This is a genomic window from Chloroflexota bacterium (assembly GCA_020850535.1).
Taxonomy (GTDB): Bacteria; Chloroflexota; UBA6077; order UBA6077; family JACCZL01; genus JADZEM01.
Map to the genome: position 1 here is coordinate 47,546 of JADZEM010000005.1, position 22,907 is coordinate 70,452.

Genomic DNA, 22,907 nt, shown 5'->3' on the forward strand with positions numbered 1-22,907 from the left:
CTCATGCCTCCCGCAGCACCTCGACGGGATCGACCAGCGTCGCCCGCCGGGCCGGCCCCAGGCCGGCCAGCAGCCCGATGCCCAGCGCCAGCCCGCCAACCCCCAGGAAGAGCGTCGGCCCGGCCACGTACATCGTCTCGATGCCGTACTGCGGCGCGAGGTAGCGGTCGAACAGCCAGCCCAGCGACAGGCTGAACCCGATGGCCACGACCGTCGCCAGGGCCGTGACAGCCAGCGCCTCGCCGGCGATCAGCAGCAAGATCGACGTGCGCGGCACGCCGATGGCCCGCATGGTGGCCAGCTCGGTGCGGCGGGCCGTGACGGACCGGCCCAGCATGTTGCTGACGAACAGACCGGCGATGGTCAGCGTCAGCCCGACGATGATGCCCTGCATCACACGGCTGGACTCCAGGAGCTTCTCGGCCTGCCGGACGAGGTCGTCAGGGCTGGAGACGGCGACCGACTCCATCCGCTCGACGCGGGCACGGGTGTCGGCCGGCTGGCTGCTGTCCACCACGATCACGTTCATGGCGTCGCCGAACTCGGCCCGCTGCCGCAATGCCCGGTACTCCATGTACGCCAGGCCGTCCGAGCCCCAGCCGGAGCTGCGCAGCCGCCCGACGCCGACCACCCGAAAATCGCCCTCGTTGAGGCGAATGGTGTCGCCAAGGCTCAGACCTTTCTCGCGGGCCAGCGTCAACCCGACGACGACCTCGTCAGCCCGCCGGATCCAGCGGCCGGACTGCAGGAGCAGGGTATCGGTCATCAGGCTGGGGTCGCCGTCCACGCCGACGACGGTCACCAGCTCGGTCGGCTCGCCGATGCGGCGGCGACGGTCGGCCCGCTCCCGTTCGACGCTCCAGGTCATCGTCCCGAACGCCGACCGGACGCCCGGCATGCTCCTGATCTGCGAGAGCTTGCCGCGCGCGCTCTGGAGCTTGCCGGGCGAGTCGCCAGGGAGGATCGGCATCAGCGTGCCGCCCTCAGCGTGGACGTACAGGTCCGCGCCCGAGCGGGCGAAGTCGCCGGCGAGCAGGTTCACGGACGCGCTGCTGACGGCCATGATCGTCATGCCGATGCCGAGCGCAACGCCGACGCCGAGGATCATGCCGACGAGCGTGCGCCAGCGGCGGACCACCGAGCGCAGCGGAAACGGCAGGCCGCGCAGCACGCCGCCGCTCGCCGCGGACGCCGGGAACGGCTCCGCGAGACGCACCGGGCGCGCACCGTGCAGGAATCCGCGCATTGCGGACATGGGCCTCTCCGATCTCTCCCCTTCATCTCACCGCGTTCGCCCGCACGCGGACAGGGACGACTGTCACGGATCGTGCGGGCCACCCATCTCAGGGGCGGCGGCACGGCGGCGTAGACTCTCGGCGCTGCGAGCGACCTGTGCGACAATGGGCCAGCTCAGGGAGTCAACTGGCCCGATGTGGTGCGATCCCGACAGGAGACGGTGAGCGTCCCGACCAGAACATGACATCTGTCAGGACGCACATTCGCCCGCCGATCCGTAACCTGAATGGGAAGTTGACAACTGTTGGTGCTGTTGCGCGCCGTGGGCGCGCGTCGAGAAAGGTCTTGGATCGTGAGCGTGACCTACCCAACCCACCGAGAAGCCGATGTTGCGCTACGAGACGGCTCTACCGTTCACGTTCGCCCCATCCGCCCGGACGACGAGGGGCGGCTGCTGACGCTGCTGGCCTCGCTGTCCGTGGATGCGCGGGTGCTCCGGTTCTTCAGCGCGGGCGTCAACCTGGAAGCGATTGCCACCAAAGACAGTCACGTCGATTACGAGCAGACGTTCGGAATCGTGGCGACGACGGGCGCCGATGGGCGCATCGTCGGACACGGCGCCTACGCCGTGACCGATGGTGACCGCGCCGAGGTCGGTTTTACCATCGCGGAGGACTTCCAGGGGCGCGGGCTGGGCACCATCCTGCTCGGCCACCTCGCGGAGGTCGCGGCCACGCACGGCATCTACCACTTCGAGGCCATCGTGCTGCCGGCCAACTACCGGATGCTCGGGCTGTTCCGCGACTCCGGTTTCCCGATCCAGCTCCACACTGACCCGAACGAGATCCGCGTCGAGCTGCCAACCTCGCTCACCGAGGAGGCCATCGAGCGGTTCGAGCACCGCGAGCAGCTGGCCGTCGTCAGCGCCATGACCCACTTCCTGCGCCCGACCTCCGTCGCGGTCGTCGGCGCGTCGAAGCGCAAGGGCACCGTCGGCGCGGCGGTCCTGCGGAACCTGCTCTCGGCCGGGCTGGACGGCCCGGTCTACCCGATCAACCCGACGGCGAAGGTCGTCCAGAGCGTGCTGTCCTACCCGACTGTCGAGGACGTGCCGGGTCCGGTCGACATGGCGGTGATCGCCGTGCCGTCGTCGCTGGTGCTCGAAGTCGCCGAGCAGTGCGGGCGCAAGGGCGTGCGAACGCTGGTCGTGCTGACGGCCGGCTTCGGCGAGGTCGATGGCAGCGGCCGTGACCGCGAGAAGGAGTTGCTGCGGATCTGCCGGGCCAACGGCATGCGGATGATCGGCCCCAACTGTATCGGCGTGCTCAACACGACGGCCGGCCTCAACGCGACCTTCGGCCCGACGATGCCCCCGGCCGGCCGGGTGGCGTTCGCCTCGCAGAGTGGCGCGCTCGGGCTGGCCGCGATCCAGGAGGCGAAGCGGCGTGGCATCGGCATCTCGGACTTCGTCTCGATGGGGAACAAGTCAGACATCTCGGGCAACGACCTGCTCCAGTACTGGGAGTCCGCATCCGAGACCGACGTGATCCTGCTGTACCTGGAGTCGTTCGGAAACCCGCGCAAGTTCGGGCGGATCGCCCGGCGGGTGGCTCAGAGCAAGCCGATTGTGGCGATCAAGAGCGGCCGGTCCTCGGCCGGGGCGCGCGCGTCAGCCTCGCACACGGGCGCGCTGATCGCGGCCTCGGATGTGACGGTGGACGCGCTCTTCCGGCAGGCGGGCGTCATCCGCGCGGACACCATCGACAGCCTGTTCGACATCGCGACGCTGCTGGCGAAGCAGCCGGTCCCGATGGGCGGGCGCGTCGGCATCGTGACGAACGTAGGCGGGCCGGCCATCCTCTGCGCCGACACCTGCGAGGCCGAGGGGCTGGTCGTGCCGCCGCTCTCACCCGAGACGACGGCGGCCCTGAAGGCGCTGCTGCCGGCCGAGGCCAGCGCCGTGAACCCCGTCGATATGCTGGCGGCCGCCAGCGCCGACCAGTACCGGCAAGCCATCGAGATGGTGGCCGCCGACCCGGGCATCGACGCCGTCGTGGCGATCTTCATCCAGCCGCTCTCGGTACAGCTTGAGGATGTCGCCCGTGAGATCCGCGCGGCGTCTCGCAACCTGGCCGGCAAGAAGCCGGTCCTCGCCGTCTTCATGTGCGCCGACCAGGTGCCCGGCGCAACAGCCGATCAGGTAGACGTGCCGATCTTCTCCTCGCCCGAGCCGGCTGCTATCGCGCTCTCGCGGGCGGCCCGCTACGGCGCGTGGAAGGCCGCCCCGCCGATCCCAGCCAGCCGCCCGGATGACATCCGCCGGGACGAGGCGGCGGCGCTCGTGGCAACGGCCCTCGGACGGGGCGGCGGCTGGCTTGAGCCAGATGAGGTTGCCGCCTTGCTGGACTGCTACGGGCTGCCCCAGGCGAAGCAGCGGGTCGTCTCGACGATCCAGGAGGCGGCGCAGACGGCCGACGAGTTCGGCGTGCCCATCGCGTTGAAGGGCATCGCGCCGGGGCTGCTCCACAAGACGGACGCGGGAGCCGTCAAGCTCAATTTGAGCGGCAAGGACGAGGTCACCGAGACCGCCCTGGCGATGAGCGAGCGGCTGGCGGCTGCCGGACAGGCCCCCACCGGCTACGTCGTGCAGCAGATGGTCAGCGGCGGCGTCGAGATGATCGTCGGCCTCGTGCAGGATCCAAGCTTCGGCCCGGTCCTGGCCTGCGGCGCTGGCGGGGTCACGGCAGAGCTGATCAAGGATGTCTCAGTGCGGCTGCTCCCGCTCTCCGAGCAGGATGTCAGCGGCATGGTCCGGGAGCTCCGGACCTATCCGCTGCTCAACGGCTACCGTGGCGCATCGAAGGCGGACGTGGCGGCGCTTGAGGACATCCTGAGGCGGCTGGGCGCACTGGCCGAAGACGTGCCGCAACTGGCTGAGATGGACTGCAACCCCGTCAAGGTGCTGGAGACCGGTGCCTACATTGTGGATGCGCGCATTCGCGTGACAGCCGTTGATGCGCCTCGTCCGCTGGGCGCTCGCCGGTAGGCTCTCCACATGATGGCGTCGAGACGTGCCGCGCACACGTCCCGACGCCATCATGTCAGTCTCTGAACAACCTCTGAACAAGGCGTCCCAGACCGATTGTCCGGCGCGTTAGACGATGTGGGATCGTGCAAAAAGGGCACATGGTTTCCCCAGGGAGTTTCCTCTCTGAGCGGGGATGATCGGGCGAGATGATGGCACTGGAGCGTGAGCAGCAGACGATGAGCCAGACGCCCGCCATCGTGTCGCCGGCCCAACCACACGCGCGCATCCTGATCGTGGATGACGAGCCGGCGAACGTCCATATGCTGGCGCGTCTGCTCGAGTCGTATGGCTACGGGCAGATCATCTCGATCACCGATCCACGTCAGCTGCTGCTCTCCTTCCTGGAGCTTGAGCCGGACATCCTGCTGCTCGATCTGCACATGCCGCACCTCGATGGGTTCGCGGTCCTGGAGCTGCTGCGGGACTGGCTCCCACCGGATGACTACTTCCCGATTGTCGTCCTGACGGCGGATGTCACCGTGGAGGCACGGCGGCGGGCGCTGGCAGCCGGGGCCACCGACTTCCTGACCAAGCCGGTGGATGCCGTCGAGGTCGCCTTGCGGGTCGAGCATCAGCTCCGCACGCGCCGCCTGCACCGGGCGCTCCGCAAACGCACCGACATGCTCGAGGGCCAGCTCCAGACGGTCCTCGACTCGCTGGATCAGATCGTCTGGGCGGCGGACCCTGAGGGGCAGCTCATCTACGTCAGCGAGGCCGCGCAGACGGTGCTCGGGCGCGTCATCCCCGTCGGCGATGGCGCAGCCGCCTTCTGGCTGCAGTATCTGCACCCCGATGAGCGCGACGTCGCCGGCGGCTGGCTCTCGAAGCTACGCATCATGGGTCGCCTGGATGTCGAGCACCGGATCGTGCGGCCGGACGGCGAGGTGCGCTGGCTGGAGACGCGCTCGCGCATGACCCGCGACGATACGGGCCGGCCGGTCCGGATCGACGGCCTGAGCACCGATGTCACCGGACGGCGACGGCTGGCCGACGAAGTCGCGCGCCTGGCCGCCCAGCGCGAACGGGACCGGATGGCGTCGGAGCTGATCGCCACCGTGTCCCACGAGCTGCGCACGCCGCTCTCGTCGCTGCTCGGCTTCTCGGAGCTGCTGCTCGACAGCGGCGTCGCCGAGGCCGAGCGTACCAGCTGGACCGAGGTCCTGCACAACGAGGCGCGGCGTCTTGCCGAGCTGGTGGACGACATCCTGGATGTCTCCCACCTGGACGCCGGGCGCGTCGGGCTGTCCCTGCGCACGATCGATGCCTACGACATCGCGGATCGAGCGCTGCTGCCCTTCGAGGCCGGCCCCAACGGACACCGGTTGGTGCGGCGCTTCACTGGCGACACGGCGCAGCTCACCGCGGACGCCGAGAAGGTTCGCCGCATCATCACCAACCTCGTCGGCAATGCCCTGAAGTACTCGCCGGGCGGCGGCAGCGTCGAGCTGGCCGTGTGCAAGACGGATGGGCACGTCACGTTCACGGTCACGGACCAGGGCCTCGGCATGGACCGCACCGACATCGACCGCCTCTTTCAGCGATTCCAGCGGGTCGGCACGGTCGAGCGCGAGGGTATCCCTGGCTCGGGGCTGGGCCTGTACATTGCGAAGCAGCTCGTGGAGCTGCACGGCGGGCGCATCTGGGCTGAGAGCCCGGGGCGCGGCCACGGCTCGACATTCTCGGTGGAGCTGCCGGTCGGCGGCCCCCCGGCGACAGGCGCAGAGGCATGAACAGCATAGCACGCCACACGTCCCACCAGCGACCCGGCCAGCGCGGGGACGGTGATGCGCGGAGGCACACACGAGGTCAGGATCGGGGCGCCGCGGGAGTCAGCACGCCGCCTCCCGTGGCGCCAGTGCCCCCGGCCAGTGATAGGAGCGAGCCATGAGTGGACCTCTTTCCATTCTGGTCGTCGAGGATGAAGCGTTCACCCGCCAGTTGATCTGTGTGGCGCTCCAGGCGACCGGGTACGCCGTACGGGACGCCGCGGACGCCGAGACGGCGCTCCAGATCGCCGCCGAGGAGCGACCTGATCTCGCGCTGTTGGACGTACGCCTCCCTGGGATGGACGGCTGGGAGCTCTGCTCGCGCCTGCGCGAGAGCCAGGAGCTGCCCGTCATCTTCCTGACCGCGCTCGGAGACGAGGAGCACATCGTCAAGGGACTGCGGGCCGGCGGTGACGACTACCTCGTCAAGCCGTTCTCGCCGGCGGTGCTGGTGGCGCGCGTCGAAGCGGTGATGCGGCGGGCGGCTGGCCCGCGCGCCAGCATCATCCGCCTCGGCGATCTGACCGTCGATCTCGGGAGCGGCCGGGTCGAGCGGAACGGCCGCGCGCTCAACCTGACGGCCACCGAGTTGCGTATCCTGTCAGCGCTGGCACGACGGCCGGGCGTCATGGTGAGCGCCCAACAGCTCGTTGCCGAGATCCAGGGCCACCACATCCCTGAGCGGGAGGCCCGCCCGCTGATGAAGGTCCACGTTCGGAACCTCCGCATGAAGATCGAAGAGTTCCCGGAGCAGCCCCGCCACATCATCACGGTGCGCGGCCTCGGCTATATGTTCAACCGCCGCGTGACGGACCACGCATCATGAGCCGGCCACTGCTCGACCGCGAGGAGTTCGACGCCCTCCAGGAGCTGCCCAATCCTGAGGAGATGGTGCCGCGCCTCGTCAGCGTGTTCTTGCGCGAAGCCGAGGGCCTGATCCTTGAGGCGCGGGAGGCGCTTGCGGCCGACGACCTTGTGCGAGTCGCGCGGGCGGCACACGGTCTGCGGGGCAGCGGCAGCTTCGTCGGGGCGGCCCGCCTGACCGAGGAGGCTCGGCTGCTGGAGCAGGCAGCGGATCGCCAGGAACGCTCGGAGCTGGAGGCCGGCGTCGACAGGCTGGCGGCCACCTTCGGCGAGACGCGCGTCCTGTTGCTGGCCGCACTGGAGCAGGTGACGGCAGCGTAGCCCAGGCGTCGCCCAACATCAATTCCAACCTGAGAACCGCGGGCTGCCATCGCCCTGACGACCTCGGATGCGTGCCATCTGGGTTTTGGCGTGACCCTGGCGGCCGGTCAGGCCACCACGCGCGCGTTCAGGCGCGGGCTGCCCGGCTCCACCAGCACCTCGCCACGGCGGTGCAGCTCCAGAAACACGGCCACCAGCTCCGGGTCGAACGCCTGCCCGGCCAGGCGCCTGATCTCGCCGATCGCCTCGTTGAGCGGCCAGGCCGTCTTGTAAGGCCGCACATGGGTCAGCGCGTCGAAGACGTCCACGATGCTGACGATACTGGCCTCGCGAGGAATCGCCGCACCGGCGACGCCGTGGTAGCCGTCACCATCCCAACGCTCATGGTGGAAGCGGGCGATGCGTTCGGCCAGTTGGAGCACCGGCGAGCCGCTGTCCGCGAGGATGCGCGCACCGATGAGCGTGTGCTCGCGGATGACCGCGTACTCGTCCGGGGTCAGGCGGGACGGCTTGAGCAGGACGTGGTCTGGAATCCCGACCTTCCCAACGTCGTGCAGGGGGGCGGCCCGGCGGAGCAGCTCGACGGCGTCCGCGCTGTCCCCAAGCGCCGCCGCGAGCCGCGCGGCGTTCTCCCCGACGCGCAGCATGTGACGGTGGGTCAGGTCGTCACGGGCCTCCACCAGCGTGCTGAGCCGCTCCAGCATCTCCAGGCGAGACTGCTCGACCTCACGGGTTCGCTCCTGGACCTTCTCCTCAAGTCGGGCGTTCTGGCGAAACAGCGTCGTGTGCAGCGCACGTGTCTCCAGGAGGTTCTCGACACGCAGCAGCACCTCGGTCGCGTCGAACGGCTTGGTCAGGAAGTCCTTTGCGCCGCCGGCCAGCGCCCGGAGTCGCGTGTCGCGGGTGGCGTCAGCGGTCAGCACCAGGATGGGCAGCAGCGGGCCATCGGCGAGCCACGGCTTGAGCAGCTCCATCACGGCGAACCCGTCCAGGTGCGGCATGTGCAGATCGAGCATGATCAGGTCGGGCGGCGTCTCCAGCATCAACACCAGGATGTCACGTGGATCGGTCGTCGCCTGGATGTTGCCAAACCCGTGCTGGTTGAGCAGGCGCGTGAGGACCGCGCAGTTCGCTGGCTCGTCATCGACAATCAAGATGTGCGAGCTTCGATACAGCGGGCTCTCCACTACGACGCCTCCTGCAAGAATCGGTCGACGATGCCCAGGAACGCACGCACGTCAAACGGCTTGGTGAGGTAGGCGTGAGCGCCCGCCGCGAGCAACCGGTCGATCTGCTCGCGGTTGGCGTCGGCGCTCAGGACGACGACGGGGATGTGCGCCGTATCGGGAGCAGACCGCAGCTCGGCCAGCAGCTCCGCGCCAGACATGTCTGGCAGGTGCAGGTCTGCCAGGATCAAGAGTGGATGCTGTGCACGCGCGAGCGCCAGTCCCTCGCTGGCCGTCTCGGCGGTCAGCAGGCGGACCTGTGGCCGCCACGCCAGCGACCGCTCAACCAGCAGGGCGTTCGGTCGGTTGTCCTCCACGTAGAGGATGCTCTGCCGTAGGGTCGGCGGAGCCGGCGCCGGGTCTTCCGTCGTCGGTGGGAGGACACTCAGCGTCGGGCGTGCGTTGGCAGCCAGGGGCAGTTGCACCCAGAACGTCGTACCCTGGCCGACGGTGCTCTCCACGCCGATCTCGCCGCCCATCGCCTCAGTGAGCGACCGCGCGATCACCAGCCCGAGGCCGGTGCCCTGGACGCCCGTTCGCTCAGCGCCGAGCCGGTCGAACGGATTGAAGAGCTGGCGCATGCGCTCCTGCGAGATACCGTCACCGGTGTCCCGGACGGCCAGCTTCACCTGCTCGCCGTCGACCGGCTCGGCGCTCAGCGTGACCCTGCCGCCCTCATGGTTGTACTTCACGGCGTTGCTGAGCAGATTCAAGAGCACCTGCCGCAGATGCTGGCGATCCCCCAGGACGGACAGCTCATCCAGCCCGTACGTTCTGATCGTGACCGAGCGCCCGTTCGCAGTCGGCTGCACGAGGTCGAGCAGCTCGCCGACCAGATCGGCAACGGGCAGCGGCTCGAGGTTGATCGGCAGCCGCCCCGCCTCGATGCGCTCGATGTCCAGCACGTCGTCGATCAGCCCGAGCAGATGCTTGCCCGCGTGGAGGATGTGGCCCACCGCTTCGGCGTCGCGGGCCTCCAGCCGGGCCATCCCCAGGATCTGGGCGAAGCCAAGGATGGCGTTGAGCGGCGTCCGCAGCTCGTGACTCATGCGGGACAGGAATTCGCTCTTGGAGCGGTTGGCCTGCTCCGCAAGCTGCCGGGCCACCGTCTCAGCTTCGTAGAGGAAGGCGTTACGCACGGCCACGGCCGCCAGCGCCACGAAGCTGTCGAGCAAGTCGCGGTCGCCTTCGGAGAAGTGGAAGCGGTCAGTGCCGTAGAGCGCCAGCAGACCGAGCAACTGGCGATCGTCTCCGACAATGGGCACGCCGTAGTAGGTCTTGAGACCGTGGCGCGCCCACCACGACGGCATCGCGATGCGCTGATCCTCGACGGCGTCGGCGATCTCGACGTGTGTCCAGGCGTCCGGGACGCAGTCGCCGAAGCCGGCCTCGAAGAGGGTCAGCGTGCGCGAGCGGAGCGCCAGGCCGATCTCGTCGTCGGAGAACGCTTGCGACTTCAACGTCTGGGTCTCCGGATCGAGCACCCAGAACGCCACGAACGGCGCTTCGAAGATCTCGGCGGCGGCCCGCGCGATCTCCGCCAGCACGGTCTTGCGGTCGAGCGTGGAGAAGATAACCTGATTCAGCCGCGTCAGCGCGTGCATCCGCGAGAGTTGCGCGGCGATGCCGACATACAGGCGCGTGGTTTCCAGGGTGGCGGCGGCTTGATCCGCGAGGAGGCCGACGAGGCGGACATCGTCGGCGTCGAACGGGCGCTCATCCTCGGCGTTCGCCCCGACCATCAGCACGCCGATGCGGTGTCCGGCGTGGCGCATCGGCACGGCAAGCGCCCGTCGCACCTTCGAGGCTCTCCCGCTCGGTGCAGCGCCGCTCCAGGCCGGGTAGTCGTTGACGATCAGCGCCTCGCCAGACGCGAAGACCTGCCCGACGATGCCCTCACCTGGGCGCAACGGCAAGCTTGCATGCTCGGCTGGGATACCCCAGGCACGTACCCGTCGCAGTCGCTGCGTGTCCTCGTCCCAGACGTGGAAGGTTGCGCCGTCGCCAGCGCCGACGAGCGCAACCGCGCTCTGCAGCACCTCATCCAGCACCGTGTTCACGTCCAGCGTGTCGCCGCTCAGTTGCGCGGAGACGCGGTGGAGCGTCAGCAGCCGCTCAGACTCCCGTTCGAGACGTGAGCGCCCCTCTTCGAGCGAGTGCTCCAGGGCGTGGTGCTCCTCGTCACGGCGCTGCAGCTCGTAGGCCATGATGTCGAACGCCTTGGCCAGCTCGCCCAGCTCTCCGTCGTTCCGGGTCACGCCCGTCCGCGCGCCCAGGTCGCCGGCTGCCAGCCGGCGCGTCGCGTGGAGAATGCGCTCGACACGCTTGAGGATGATCGCCTCGCCGCTCAGCCAGGCGATGAGCAGCGCCAGCCCGCCGATGAAGATCAGGGCCATGATGCCCTGCGCCAGCATCAGGTTCGCCGGGCCGTAGGCAACTTCCGTCGGAATGCCGACCACCACCGTCGGGCTGCGCGCCTCGCTCGGCGCGAGCGGTTGGAAGGTGTAGAGGCGCGCCCGTCCGTCCAGGCCGGACGTCTCGGTGGCGCCCTCGCCGCCGCTGGACTTGATGGCCAGGAACAGCGGATGCTCCGCGATCGACTGCCCGATGACGCCGTTCCCCGGGGGGTAAGCGGCGAGAACGGTCCCATTGGGGTCCAGGACTTTGAGCGTCGATCCCTCAGGCAGATTGGCGCGCGCCGCCATCTGCCCGATAGCTTCCAGGTCGATGGCCGCGATGACGACCGACATCACGTCGGACGTATCGTCCAGGATCGGCATGGCGATGTTCAGCGACGCCTTGCCGCTTGCCCGCCCGATCACGAAGTCCCCGATGCCCAGCGCCTTCTGATCGACGGCTGCCCGGAAGTGGCGACGGTCTGAGAGGTCGACCACCGGAGACGGGATGCTGCTGCAGACGAAACGGCCGTCCGGCATCGCCACGCCCATCACGGTGTAGATGGGTGACTGCGAATGCACCATTCGCATGACGCGCTCGCAGGACGGGCCTGCCGAGCGCACGTCGGGCGCCTGCGAGAGCCCCACCAGCAGGTTACGCGTGCTCGCAATCAGGCTGTCCAGCTCGGTCGATGCGAGCATGGCAACGCGAACCGAGGTGGCCTGCACCTCGGAGGTGTCAGCGCGACGCCGCTGGATGCTCAAGCCGGCCACCAGCATGAACGAAGGCACCGAGGCCAGAAGCACGAGCAGCAGCAGGTGGAAGCGAAGACCGCGAAACATCGTGAACCGCATAGCTGGAGTCCTCAGGCGCGACCGTTGGCGCTCACCGCCAGCACATTTCCCACTCAAGGAACGGACGGGGGTGGGATTCCGGGATGCCAGCCAACGCCCGTGAGGCCCGCGCGAGCGTCAGGCGGGCAGATCGTGCCGACAGGTGGCACCCAGCAGCGCGTCGAGGCAGTTCAGGAGCGTCGATCTCCGCAGCGGCTTGCTCAAGTACGCGTCGGCGATGGCGCTGGGATGGGCGTAGTCGAGCATGCCCTCGAAGATGCGCGCGCTGATCATCACGATGCGCAGGTGCGCTGTCTGTGGGTCGGACTTCAAGACCCGACACGCTTCCTGACCATCCATGACAGGCATGTCGAGGTCCAGCAGCACGGCATCCGGCATCGACAGCCGAGCCTCCTCGACGGCCTGAAGTCCGTTGGCAACCTGCGCCACTCGGTAGCCTGCGCTCTCCAGCATGGCCTGGAGAACGCAGCGCAGCAAGACCGAATCGTCGGCTATCAGCACGGTCCGCTGGCGACGTGCGTCGGCGTTCACCTCACCGCCTCGAGCAGGGGCCGGCGCTGTTCGAGCAGCATGTACGGATCGATGATCACGATCATCCGTCCGTTGACCTTGGCGACGCCCAGGATCAGCTCGCCCTCGCGGGCGGTCAGCGCGTCTGGGGCGTCAACCTGGTCCGGCGAGATGCTCAGAATCTCGGAGACACCGTCCACCACCAGCGCCACCGTCTCGATACCGACATCGGTGACGACGAGCCGGCTGTGCGGCGAGGCAGCGGCGGTCCGCACGCCGAGGCGGCGGCGCAAATCGACGACGGGGAGCGTCGCGCCGCGCAGGCAGGTGATGCCGTCGATGTCGGCCGGGGCATCCGGGACGGAGCGTGTCGGTTGGAGGCGAACGATCTCTTGAATGTGGCTGATCTCGATGCCGTAGGCCTCGTCGCCCAGCTCAAGCACGACGACCTGGATGGTTGAATCCGAAAGCGGCATGTTCGCGATGCTCCTTGCGACGCCCGTCGCTCTGCCTCTGAGTCAGCCCCTGGGCATTCAGCCCCTGGGCATAGGGTCCAGGTTCCTCACGTTCTCGCGACCCTTCTCTACTGTCAGGATCGCCGCTGTACGGGAAACTGGCGAGCATCGCAGGTAAAGAGATCGGAAAGAATGCGCGGTGAGTCGCACGCCGTGCGCGGGACAGGCGGCACACCACATTCGGGACCGTTGACACGGTCCACAGCGCCGCCAGGAGGTGCACAATGCGATGAGCGCGGCGTCATCGGCGACGGTCCGTCGCACGGCGCGCAGGCGTTCTGGCAAGCACGAGTGCGCGTACGGCGCGTGTACCGGACAGGGAGCGACGCGATGTTCAGCACAATTCTGGTTCCCCTCGACGGCTCGGACCTCGCGCGCCACGCCCTGCCGTACGCCACCACGCTGGCGAAAGCGACTCATGCCCGGCTGGTGCTCCTGCACGCCTACGTGGCGCGGGAGTCCGGCGCACAGCCCGATCCCGAGCTCGACGTCATCATGGAGCTGAGCGATCTCGCCAGCGACCTCCGCGCGCAGGGCATCAACGCCTCGACCTGGCTGGTCTACGAGGCGGCCGGGACCGCCATCGTGCAGGCGGTGTCGGATCTCCGCGTCGATCTGGTGGTCATGTCCACCCACGGGCGAGGCGGCCTGAGCCGCCTGCTGCACGGGAGCGTGGCCGAGGCCGTGCTGCGGCACGTCACCATCCCGGTGCTGCTCGTCTCCCGCCTGTCCGAGCCGCGCTGGCACACCGACACGCCGCTGACGGTGATCGCGCCACAGGACGGCTCGGCCTTCGCCGCCGGCGCGCTGGGGCTGACCCAGGAGCTTGCGCGGGCGCTCGGCGCCGAGATCGTGCTGCTGCGGGCGCTCGAACCGGGCGACGAGGCGAGCGGCCCCCTCTCGCTGCCGTGGCGGCGCGGCCAGCCCAGCCTGCCTGATCTGATCCGCGCGCCGCTCGAAGCTGACGCAACCCGACTGCGGGAGGCGGGCTGCCAGGTCCGCGTTCAGGTCGATGTCGGTGAGCCGGCCGACGCCATCGTCCGGCTCGCCAACGCCCTTCCAGCAGCGCTCGTGGTGATGACGACCCACGGGCGCGGGACGCTCTCCCGCCTGATGCTGGAGAGCGTGACCATGGATGTCCTCCAACACGTGCAGGCGCCGCTCCTGCTGGTGCGGCCCGCCATGCCTGCCTCAACCGACGAGTCTGAGACGGAGCAACGCGAGCAGATCTCCGTCTGAGGCTGTCGAGGACGGTCTACACAAGTCCATGAATATGCAGCGCGGATCCACCAGCGTGCAGGAGCGATCAGAGCAGACTCACATCAGTCCATCGCCGGAAGTTCCGCCACACAGCCGCTCCGCCGACGACGTTCTCACGGGTCTCGGGGTGGAGCCGAGCGCCGGCCTCTCCTCCGCTGAGGCCGAATCCCGGCTGCTCCGCGACGGCCTGAATCAACTCAACGTCGAGACGCCACCGGGACTGCTCACCCTGGCGATTCGCCAGTTCAAGAGCGCCATCGTGCTGCTGCTCGTCGTCGCCGCCATCATCTCGCTGCTCGCGGGGGATGCCAAGGACGCCGTGGTCATCCTGGCGATCCTCATCATCAACGCCGCGATTGGCGCGGTGCAGGAGGCCCGCGCCGAGCAGGCGTTGGCAGCCCTGCGCGAGATGACGCCGGCCCAGGCACGCGCCCGGCGCGACGGCCACGAGCACGATCTGCTGGCGCGCGATCTGGTGCGCGGCGACATCGTGCTGGTCCGCTCGGGTGACGTGGTCCCGGCCGATGGACGGCTGATCTCCGCCGTCTCGCTGACGGTGGACGAGAGCACGCTCACGGGCGAGTCGCTGCCCATTGAGAAGGACCCCGCAGCCCTGGCCGAGCCGGGCGCGGTGCCCGGCGACCGTGTCAGCATGGCGTTCCAGGGAACCGCCGTCACCGGCGGCCACGGCGAGCTGGTCGTGACCGCCACCGGCCTCAAGACGGAGATGGGGCTGATCGCCGCGTCGCTGGCGTCGAGCGCGCCGCCACAGACCCCGCTCGAACGGCAGGTGGACTGGCTCACGCGATTCCTGTCCTTGCTGGCCGTGGGCGCAGCAGTCGCCGTATTCCTGCTCGGGCTGGCGCGCGGCGAGTCGCTGGAGAACCTGTTCCTGGTCGCGCTGAGCCTGGCGGTGGCCGCCGTCCCAGAGGGACTGCCGGCCGTCGTCACCATCGTGCTCGCCCTTGGCGTGCAGCGGATGGCGCGCCGGCAGGCCATCGTGCGGCGGCTGGCGGCCGTCGAAGCGCTCGGCTCGGCCACCGTCATCTGCACCGACAAGACGGGCACGCTGACGCTGGGTGAGATGCAGGTGACCGAGATCCTGGTAGATGGCCGGGCGCTGGCCGTCTCGGGCAGCACCGTCCACGAGGGCACGACCCAGGTCGATCCAACCACCGCGCCGGCCCTGCCGGACCTGCTCGTCGCAGCCGTGCTCTGCAACAACGCACAGGACGGATCGGCGTCGGCCGGTGACCCGACCGAGCGCGCCCTCCTGCACCTGGCGCAGCGGCTTGGCATCCAGGTGGCCCTGCTGCGCGACGAAGCACCGCGCACCCACGAGATCCCGTTCGACTCGGTGCGCAAGCGTATGGCGACGGTCCACTGCAAGCCAGATGGCGGCACGATCTACGTCAAGGGCGCGCCGGACGTGGTGCTGGCGCTCTGCACGCGGCAACTGACGGCCGACGGAGAGCATGCCCTGACGTCCGACGCCCTGTCTCAGGTACACGCCGATCTGGAGACGCTGGCGCGACAAGGGCTGCGTACGCTGGCGCTAGCCCGCCGCCCGATGCAGGCTTCCGACGAGGATGCGTGCGCCGACGATCCGGCGCGGGCCGGCGACGCCCTCGAACGCGAACTGACGCTGCTCGGCATCCTCGGACTGATGGATCCGCCGCGCCCGGAGGCCCGGGCCGCCCTGGCCGAGGCCCACGACGCTCGTATTCGCACCATCATGGTCACCGGCGATCACCCGGTCACGGCGCAGGCCATCGGCCTGCAGTTGGGCCTGATCCACGAGGGAGAGTCCCGCATCCTGACCGGTATCGAGCTGGCCCAGCTTGACGGCCCGGCGCTCCAGCGAGCCACCGAAGACGTGGCGATCTGCGCCCGCGTCGCGCCGCAGCAGAAGGTCGAGATCGTGCGGGCGCTTCAGGCGAGCGGCGAGGTGGTGGGGATGACGGGCGACGGCGCGAACGACGCCCCGGCCCTGCGGCTGGCCGACATCGGCGTCGCGATGGGGCAGCGCGGAACCGCCGTCTCGAAGGAGGCAGCGGCCATCGTCCTGGCAGACGACAACTACGCCACCATCGTCTCGGCCATCGAGGAGGGGCGGACCATCTACGCCAACCTCCGCAAGACGATCATCTATCTGGTCTCAGGCAACGTGGGCGAGGTACTGACGATCCTGGTGGCGATGCTGGCCGGCCTGCCGCTGCCGTTCCAGGCGATCCAGATCCTGTGGATCAACGTGGTCACGGACTCCCTGCCGGCCATCGGGCTGGCGATGGAGCCGGCCGAGCCGGGCGTCATGCGCCACCCCCCACGGGCGCGCGGCGAGCCGTTCCTGCCGCGCTGGATCATGCCGCTGATGCTCGTCCCCAGCGTCCTGCTGGCGGCCATCAGCCTGATCGCCCTGGTGGTGACGCTCGGGCGCTTCCCCGACGACCTCGCCACCGCCCAGACGACGGCCTTCGCAACCCTCATCGTCGGGCACCTGTTCATCGGCTGGGCGCAGCGCTCGACGCTCGGCTCCGTGCTCCCACTGCCGCTGCTCTCCAACCGGACGCTGGTGCTATCCATCGTGCTGGGCGTCGGGACGCTGATCCCCCTGCTCTACACCGAGGTCGGGCAGGAGCTGTTCCACACCGCGCCGCTCGACGTGTGGAGCTGGCTGCTGGCGCTCGGGCTGTCGCCAGTGCCGTGGATCGGCTCCGAGATCGTCAAGCTGCTGGAGCGCCGCCGCCGCGCATCTGAAGTGCAACAATCCTGACCGGGGCGCATCGCCCGGATAACGGCACCCTTTGCAGCGCCCTGGCCATGATTCAGGTCGTTGGCACCAGCTGGTAGGTCCGGCCCGGCTCCAGGTCGATGGCGACCGGGCTGGACCCGCTCGGCTGGAGCGTCACCAGCGCCGCACCCTCGGCCATCAGCGTCCAGCGGGCCGCCCCACCAGTCACCGGCCCTCGGAACAGCAGGCGGGTCGGCGCGGTCACTCCGACGACGTAGCTGCCGTCCGCCGTGCGCGCCGCGAAGACCTGGCGCATACCGTCCACCAGATCGATCGGCGCGCCGGATGCCGTGCAACGTCCGCCCACCGCCAGCAGGTCGCCCCGCGCAAAGCGGTAGCAGGAGCCGCCAGACTCGTCGGCAGCAATCGTCAGCGTCGGGGTCGCCGCCGGGTCAGCAGCCAGCGCCAGCTTTGAGATCAAGGCTGCCGCGTGGGCCACCGGGCGTGGCGAGCCGTCCATCCTGAACATGCCCATCGTGTCGGTGCCGTCTCGGGTGTCGTTCAACATCCACTTGAGGCCACCAGCAAACCCCTCGTTGAGCAGTTGCAGCCAGGTCGCTGACTCCTCGATGGCGGCGCGCTCGTCGCCGATCTCGGTGGCGCGGTGCCCGAACTCCCCGAGCAGCACGGGCTTGTCAGGGTAGAGCGCCCGCAGCACCAGGAGTTGTCGCCGCTGATCGGCCAGCCCGTCGGGCGTCGGTGGACTGTACCGATGCAGGCTGATCGCGTCGAGCACGCTGTTGCCGGGCAGCGCGGCCATCAGCGGATCGTGGTGCCCGATGGTCAGCGCGGCAGCCGGATCGGCCTTGCGGATCGCGGTGACGCGCGGCTCCAGCCACGCGCGGTAGGTCGCGTCGAGCGCCTCCAGGAACGGCTTCCAGCGGGCAGCCTCCGGCGCGCCGAAGAACTCCAGGTCCGAGCGCCCCGTCTTCTTTGACCAGTCCGTCGCTTCGAGCGACAGCTTGTACGACAGGATCCAGTTGTTATGGTAGACGTAGGCCTCGTCCTCGCTGAAGCGCTCGGGGATCGCCAGCGGCCCGCGCTGCCCCTCCTCTGACGCCCGAAACGCGACGATGAAGTGATTGGCGGCCTGCTCGCCGTAGCGGTCCAGCAGCCGTCGACTGAGCAGCGGCGGCTTCTTGTCGCCAGGGTAGGAGGCGGCCTGGATCATCCAGAACGTCGGCTCGTTCTTGAGGTCGTAGGCCAGGATCGTCTTGCGGCCGGCGTAGCGCCCGGCGATGGCCGCGTCGATGCGCGCCACCTGGGCGATGCGCGCCTCCTCCCAGTCCGCCAGCGTCACGATCAGCCGCAGCCCGTACCGATCCGCGAGATCCAGGACGGTGTCGAGCTTGGTCCACTTCTCGGCCCGGATGTCGCGCATCAGGTCCAGTTGCACGAACAGCCGCAAGGTGTTCAGGCCGGCGCTGTTGGCGCGGGCAAAGTCTGCTTCGACCAGTGCCGGATCGAACAGGTCATCGGCCCACCAGGCCCAGTAGTCGCCGCGCCATGCCCGTGCGGCCGGCCCCTGGTAGCTTGCGCCGATCAGGAACGGCGGCCAGCTCGCCGGGCGGGCCTGGGGCAGCGCCGGCGTGGCGGGAAAGAGCGGCACGGCGGCGCTGGCCGGCGCGCCGCTGGCGATGCCCGTCAGCACCACCAGCAGGCACAGCAGCAGCGCCCGCCCGGCCCGACCCAGCCGTCGCGCAGTCGCACGCCGCCGATGGTGACGTCCCCGCCCCGACCACAGCCTCATGACCGGCCTACCCCCGTGCAACAGCATAGCGTGTCGCATCCCGAGCGCCATCCCCTTGCGGAGCAACTGTCAGCAGACCAACAGGCGAGCCCAGCAACGGTGGCCGGCCGTGCGCGGCCGGAGGATGATGACGGGAGACCCCGGGTCAGCACCGCGTACGATGGCGTGGCCTTGCGACTACGCATCTTGAGGATTGACGTACCTGAAGCGCCCGGCGACACTGGCTGCACGAACAGTCGGCCATCCACCGCCGACTGCTTCATTCCCATGCCTGGGAGAAGCACGATGAGCGCGTTGCACGAGCGGCAGCACCCGACGCTGAACGACGGCGCAGACGGCCCCTCACACGAGCAGGAGTCGCCGCGAGCCAGCACAGAGGATCGGGCGACGAAGGCGCCATATGTCGCACCGTTGCTGGTGCGGCACGGTCCGGTGCAGCGGCACACCCTCGGCGGCGGCTCGTTCAACCCCTGATCGGCGCGCCTGAGAACGTCGCCCCGAGCACCCGGCCTCAACGCACTCGGCCTCAACGCACCCGGCCCCGGCGTGCGGCGTCCTCATCTGCTGGCCAGCCCGGATTCAAGCACGATGCCTACACAGCGGATGCTGCCGCAAGACCCTGTCACTGACTGCCAGCGCGACCCCGAGCGTCTCGGCTGGTATGGCCGCCTTGCCGGCTGCTCGCTGGTGATCCGGCCATCACGCCCGGCCGAGCTGCCCCGCCTCGTCGGCCTGCTCCGGCGATTCTTCGCCGTCGAGCCGGCGACTGCCTCGGACGCGGACCGGGGCGCGGACCGGGGCGCAGAACGGGGCGCGCTGCGGCTTCGCATGGCCGATGAGCCGCCGCCACTGCCCGGTGGCCAGCACGCCACCGAAGTGCCAACCGGCTCGGAGCTGCGCGTCTGGCAGACGGCGTCCGGCCTCCACTTCAGCCTCGGAGACGCGGTCGTGGCGGTCGACGACCGCGCCGGCGAGGCCAGCGGACGGCTCGGCCCGGACTTCTGGCAGCGTCCACCGCTGGCACAGCGTGGACTCCTCCTGGTCGTCTTGCTGGCGCTGCTGCCGGCCCGTCGCCGCTACGGTCTGCACGCCAGCGCCCTCGCCACTCCTCACCTGGGGGACGATGTCCCGGCGGGCCTGCTGGTCGTCGGAGACTCCGGCGCCGGCAAGAGCACCCTGACGCTCTGCCTGGTGCGGAGCGGCTGGCGCTTCGTGGCCGACGACGCCATCGTGCTCGCCCGCTCGGGGTCGGCGGCCAACGACGGCGCGACGGCGTGGGGAGTGCGCCGCAGTCTCTCGTGCGGGCTGCCGACGGCGCGGCGGTACCCCGAGCTTGCGCGCCAGCTTGCGTCGGGCGTGCTCCAATCCGACGGCAAGCTGCTGCTCGACCTCGACGAGATCTACCCTGGACAGTCGGCGTCGGCCTGTGCGCCGGCCGTCCTCCTGTTCCCCGAGATCGGCCGTTCCGAGGTCACCACACTCGAGCCGCTCGACCAGACAACGGCGTTTCATCGGCTGCTCGGGCAGATGTCGATTGCGACCGAGGACCGTGAGCGCGCCGCGGACCAGCTTGCCACAGTACGTCGGCTGGTGACTCAGGCGGAGCGCTGCCGCATGGTCCTGGGAGCCGACGTGCTGGAGCAGCCCGACCGCGTCGCCGCGGCCGTCCGGGACACCGTCGCAGCCTTCTCGCACGGCGTCGCCCCGTACCCGACGGCCGAGCGTCTCCCATGATGACTCGGCCATTGCGTCTCCGGCCGCATCCGAAGGCCGTGAGCGAGCGACTGCCAAACGGCGACACAGTGGTCGTCCACCTGTTGACGCGTCAGAGCTTCACGCTGAACGCCACCGGTTCGCTGATCTGGGCCGGGCTGACCGACGGGCTCGACCTCGACGGGCTGGCCGCGCGTGTGGTGGCGGCGTTTGACGTCGAGCCCGACGTTGCCGCGCACGATGTACAGCGCCTGACGCAGGAGCTGCTGGCCGAGGGGCTGGTCGATGTCGTCCACGATTGAGCGTCCGCCCGGTCTGGGCGTCGGGCTGGGCATCCGCCGCGCCACCATGGCCGACCTGGATGCGCTGGCCCGGCTGCATCTCTGCTACCAGCAGGAGATCCTGGCGTTTCTCGTCGACCGCCCGCCGCCGAGCCATGCCGCGAGCCGCCGTACCGTGGCGCACGCGCTGACTCGCCCGACCGGCGCGGTGCTGGTGACGGCCGACGGTCAGCGGCTCTACGGGTTCTGCACGCTGCGCATCGTGCGGCGGGGTCGCCACACGCTCGGTTGGCGGGAGGGCATCGCGGCGCGGCTCGGCGGCGTCGCGGCGCGGCTCGGCGGCATGCGCGCGCGGCTCGGTTGGGGCGGCGATGCCCCGGCCCGCCCCCCGCACGACGCCATCGCCTACCTGGACGATCTCTATGTCGCCCCGGAGGCCCGGCGGCGCGGAGCAGCGCTGCCGCTGCTCCGGGCGGCCTTCGACTGGGCACGGGGCCAGGGGCTCTCGGTGATGGAGGGCGCGACCTGGGCAGACAACCACGCGATGTTGCGCGTCGCCGAGCACCTCGACATCAAGGTGACGCGCGTGCTGCTGCACAAGGAACTCTAGAAGTCCGGCCGGAAAGGGGACTACCGGAGAGGTAGGCCGGCCGGGTAGGATGGAGCAAACCGTCTGGTGAGCGAGGGGCGCGGGATGCTCGGGAAGCGTGGTCCACAACGGGGACTGTTCGAGGCGGACACGGCGTACGGAGCATTCGTGGGTCGGGACAGTTTCTACGGGTGGCTGGCGAGCCAGCGGGGGGAGCTGTTTCGGGACGAGGCGTTCGCCGGGCTGTACGTGCTCGACAACGGACGGCCGAGCGTGCCGCCGAGCCTGCTGGCGGTGGCGCTGGTGCTGCAGACGTACGACGGGGTGTCGGACGACGAAGCGAAGCAACGAGCGGACGACGACCTTCGCTGGAAGGTGGCGCTGGGGGTGGAGCTGGACACACGGCCGTTTGCGAAGAGCACGCTGCAGGAGTTTCGGGCGCAGTTGATCGTGCATGAGGAGCAGGCGGCGATCTTTCGGACGAGCCTGGAGCTGGCCAAGCGGCGAGGGAAGTTTCGGACCAAGACTGGCGAGAAGCGGAAGCTGAAGGTGGCGCTGGACACGACCAACATCCTGGGGCGGGGGGCGGTGAAGGACACCTACAACCTGCTTGGGGATGGGATCGTCAAGCTGGCGCGGGTGCTGGCGAAGCTGGCGGGCCAGACGTTGGCGGCGTGGGCCGAGGCGCACGGGTACGGGCGGTACGTGGGGCAGACCAGCCTGAAGGGGACGGCCGAGATCGACTGGAGCGACGCCAGCGAGCGGCGGCGGTTCCTGAGGGAGATCGTCGCCGACGCCGATCGGCTGCTGGAGCAAGCGCGGGTGGCGCGGACCGGGCTGGAGGCGGGGAGCGCAGGTGAGACGGCGCTGCTGGAGGCAGCCGGCCTGCTGAGTCGGGTGCTGGTCCAGGATGTCGAGCGTCGGGAGGATGGGCCAGCCATCAAGGAGGGGGTAGCGAAGGATCGGCTGCTGTCGGTGCATGATCCGGAGATGCGGCACGGACGGAAGAGCGCGAGCAAGCGGTTCAACGGGCACAAGGCGGCCGTGGCCGTCGACACCGACGAGCCGATCATCACGGCGGTGGCGGTGCTGGCAGGGAATGCGCCGGATGCCGAGGGTGCGCTGGAGTTGATTGAGCAGACCGAGGCGAACACCGGCTGCGTGGTCGACGAGACGATGGGCGACTGCGCCTACGGCAGCGGCGAGACCCGGCAGGCGTTCGCCGAGGCCGGGCGGACGCTCGTGGCGAAGGTCCCGAACCCGTCGAACCAGGGCTGTTTCCCCAAGACCGCCTTCGTGCTTGACCTGGAGGTTGGCAGCGCGACCTGCCCGGCGGGCCAGACCACCCAGGACTTCAAACCGAGCCCGACCGGCGGCGGGCAGTTCCGCTTCGCGGCGGCCGTCTGCGCCGCGTGTCCGCTCCGCGCCCAGTGCGTCCGTGGGGGTGGCGGGCGCACCGTCAGCGTCCATCCACAAGAACGACTGTTGCAGGAGGCCCGCGCGTTCCAGGCCAGCCCGGCCTTCGCGGAGTATCGGCGCCGTCGCCAGACGGTCGAACACCGCATCGCCCGACTGGTCCAGTTGGGCATCCGCCAGGCTCGCGACGTCGGGACGCCCAAGATCCTGTTCCAACTGCTCATGGCTGCCGCCGTCGCCAACCTGACCTACCTGGCCGCCACCACCAGCCAGCCCACCGACCCGAATCTGGCTGCCCTTGGGCTGCTTCTTGGCCTCGTGGGGCTGCTC

Annotated in this window: 17 protein-coding genes; 11 read left to right on the forward strand and 6 right to left on the reverse strand. The window is 69.5% G+C overall.

Annotated elements, in window-relative coordinates; translation table 11 throughout:
* Position 1 precedes the first annotated feature (1 nt).
* On the reverse strand, positions 2-1,255 hold the full coding sequence (locus IT306_00875) for an ABC transporter permease (GenBank protein MCC7366942.1): 1,254 nt from the start codon (positions 1,253-1,255) through the stop codon (positions 2-4).
* Positions 1,256-1,594: 339 nt separating this feature from the next.
* Here IT306_00875 and IT306_00880 point away from each other — a divergent pair, with 339 nt between their 5' ends.
* The 4 genes from IT306_00880 (at position 1,595) to IT306_00895 (ending at position 7,275) form a co-directional block, all read left to right on the forward strand.
* Positions 1,595-4,282: a GNAT family N-acetyltransferase gene (locus IT306_00880; protein MCC7366943.1), complete on the forward strand. Its 2,688-nt coding sequence runs from the start codon at positions 1,595-1,597 to the stop codon at positions 4,280-4,282.
* Between the two features lie 188 nt (positions 4,283-4,470).
* Positions 4,471-6,054, forward strand: a complete 1,584-nt coding sequence (locus tag IT306_00885) for a response regulator (GenBank protein MCC7366944.1) — start codon at positions 4,471-4,473, stop codon at positions 6,052-6,054.
* A 154-nt stretch (positions 6,055-6,208) separates the two neighbouring features.
* Positions 6,209-6,916 (forward strand): response regulator transcription factor, encoded by a 708-nt coding sequence (locus IT306_00890; protein MCC7366945.1) that lies wholly within the window; start codon positions 6,209-6,211, stop codon positions 6,914-6,916.
* A complete protein-coding gene (locus IT306_00895; GenBank protein MCC7366946.1) occupies positions 6,913-7,275 on the forward strand; it encodes an Hpt domain-containing protein in 363 nt (120 codons plus the stop codon). The genes IT306_00890 and IT306_00895 overlap by 4 nt, the downstream gene beginning before the upstream one ends.
* 107 nt (positions 7,276-7,382) lie before the next feature.
* On the opposite strand, the gene IT306_00900 is transcribed toward IT306_00895, so the two are convergent.
* From IT306_00900 to IT306_00915, 4 genes are all read right to left on the reverse strand, one after another.
* Entirely contained in the window at positions 7,383-8,450 is a 1,068-nt protein-coding gene (locus IT306_00900; protein ID MCC7366947.1) for a response regulator, read from the reverse strand.
* 11 nt (positions 8,451-8,461) lie between these two features.
* Positions 8,462-11,752 (reverse strand): GAF domain-containing protein, encoded by a 3,291-nt coding sequence (locus tag IT306_00905; protein ID MCC7366948.1) that lies wholly within the window; start codon positions 11,750-11,752, stop codon positions 8,462-8,464.
* A 117-nt stretch (positions 11,753-11,869) separates the two neighbouring features.
* Positions 11,870-12,283, reverse strand: coding sequence for a response regulator (locus IT306_00910; GenBank protein ID MCC7366949.1), 414 nt, complete (start codon positions 12,281-12,283; stop codon positions 11,870-11,872).
* Positions 12,280-12,738: a purine-binding chemotaxis protein CheW gene (locus IT306_00915; protein ID MCC7366950.1), complete on the reverse strand. Its 459-nt coding sequence runs from the start codon at positions 12,736-12,738 to the stop codon at positions 12,280-12,282. The genes IT306_00910 and IT306_00915 overlap by 4 nt, the downstream gene beginning before the upstream one ends.
* 369 nt (positions 12,739-13,107) lie before the next feature.
* Between IT306_00915 and IT306_00920 the strand changes: the two genes are divergently transcribed.
* Both IT306_00920 and IT306_00925 read left to right on the forward strand, forming a co-directional pair.
* On the forward strand, positions 13,108-14,016 hold the full coding sequence (locus tag IT306_00920) for a universal stress protein (GenBank protein ID MCC7366951.1): 909 nt from the start codon (positions 13,108-13,110) through the stop codon (positions 14,014-14,016).
* A gap of 55 nt (positions 14,017-14,071) precedes the next feature.
* A complete protein-coding gene (locus IT306_00925) occupies positions 14,072-16,810 on the forward strand; it encodes a cation-translocating P-type ATPase (protein MCC7366952.1) in 2,739 nt (912 codons plus the stop codon).
* A 52-nt stretch (positions 16,811-16,862) separates the two neighbouring features.
* Here IT306_00925 and IT306_00930 read toward each other — a convergent pair whose 3' ends face one another.
* Complete coding sequence (locus tag IT306_00930) at positions 16,863-18,578, reverse strand: cellulase family glycosylhydrolase (protein ID MCC7366953.1); 1,716 nt, start codon at positions 18,576-18,578, stop codon at positions 16,863-16,865.
* Between the two features lie 285 nt (positions 18,579-18,863).
* Between IT306_00930 and IT306_00935 the strand changes: the two genes are divergently transcribed.
* The 5 genes from IT306_00935 to IT306_00955 form a co-directional block, all read left to right on the forward strand.
* Positions 18,864-19,052 carry a hypothetical protein gene (locus tag IT306_00935; GenBank protein MCC7366954.1) on the forward strand — a complete coding sequence of 63 codons (189 nt, stop codon included), beginning with the start codon at positions 18,864-18,866 and terminating at the stop codon, positions 19,050-19,052.
* Between the two features lie 114 nt (positions 19,053-19,166).
* A complete protein-coding gene (locus IT306_00940) occupies positions 19,167-20,312 on the forward strand; it encodes a hypothetical protein (protein ID MCC7366955.1) in 1,146 nt (381 codons plus the stop codon).
* A 38-nt stretch (positions 20,313-20,350) separates the two neighbouring features.
* Positions 20,351-20,593 carry a PqqD family protein gene (locus IT306_00945; GenBank protein MCC7366956.1) on the forward strand — a complete coding sequence of 81 codons (243 nt, stop codon included), beginning with the start codon at positions 20,351-20,353 and terminating at the stop codon, positions 20,591-20,593.
* On the forward strand, positions 20,577-21,182 hold the full coding sequence (locus IT306_00950) for a GNAT family N-acetyltransferase (GenBank protein ID MCC7366957.1): 606 nt from the start codon (positions 20,577-20,579) through the stop codon (positions 21,180-21,182). The genes IT306_00945 and IT306_00950 overlap by 17 nt, the downstream gene beginning before the upstream one ends.
* A 66-nt stretch (positions 21,183-21,248) precedes the next feature.
* Positions 21,249-22,907, forward strand: a 1,659-nt coding sequence (locus tag IT306_00955) for an IS1182 family transposase (GenBank protein ID MCC7366958.1), incomplete at its 3' end; no start/stop codon positions are given.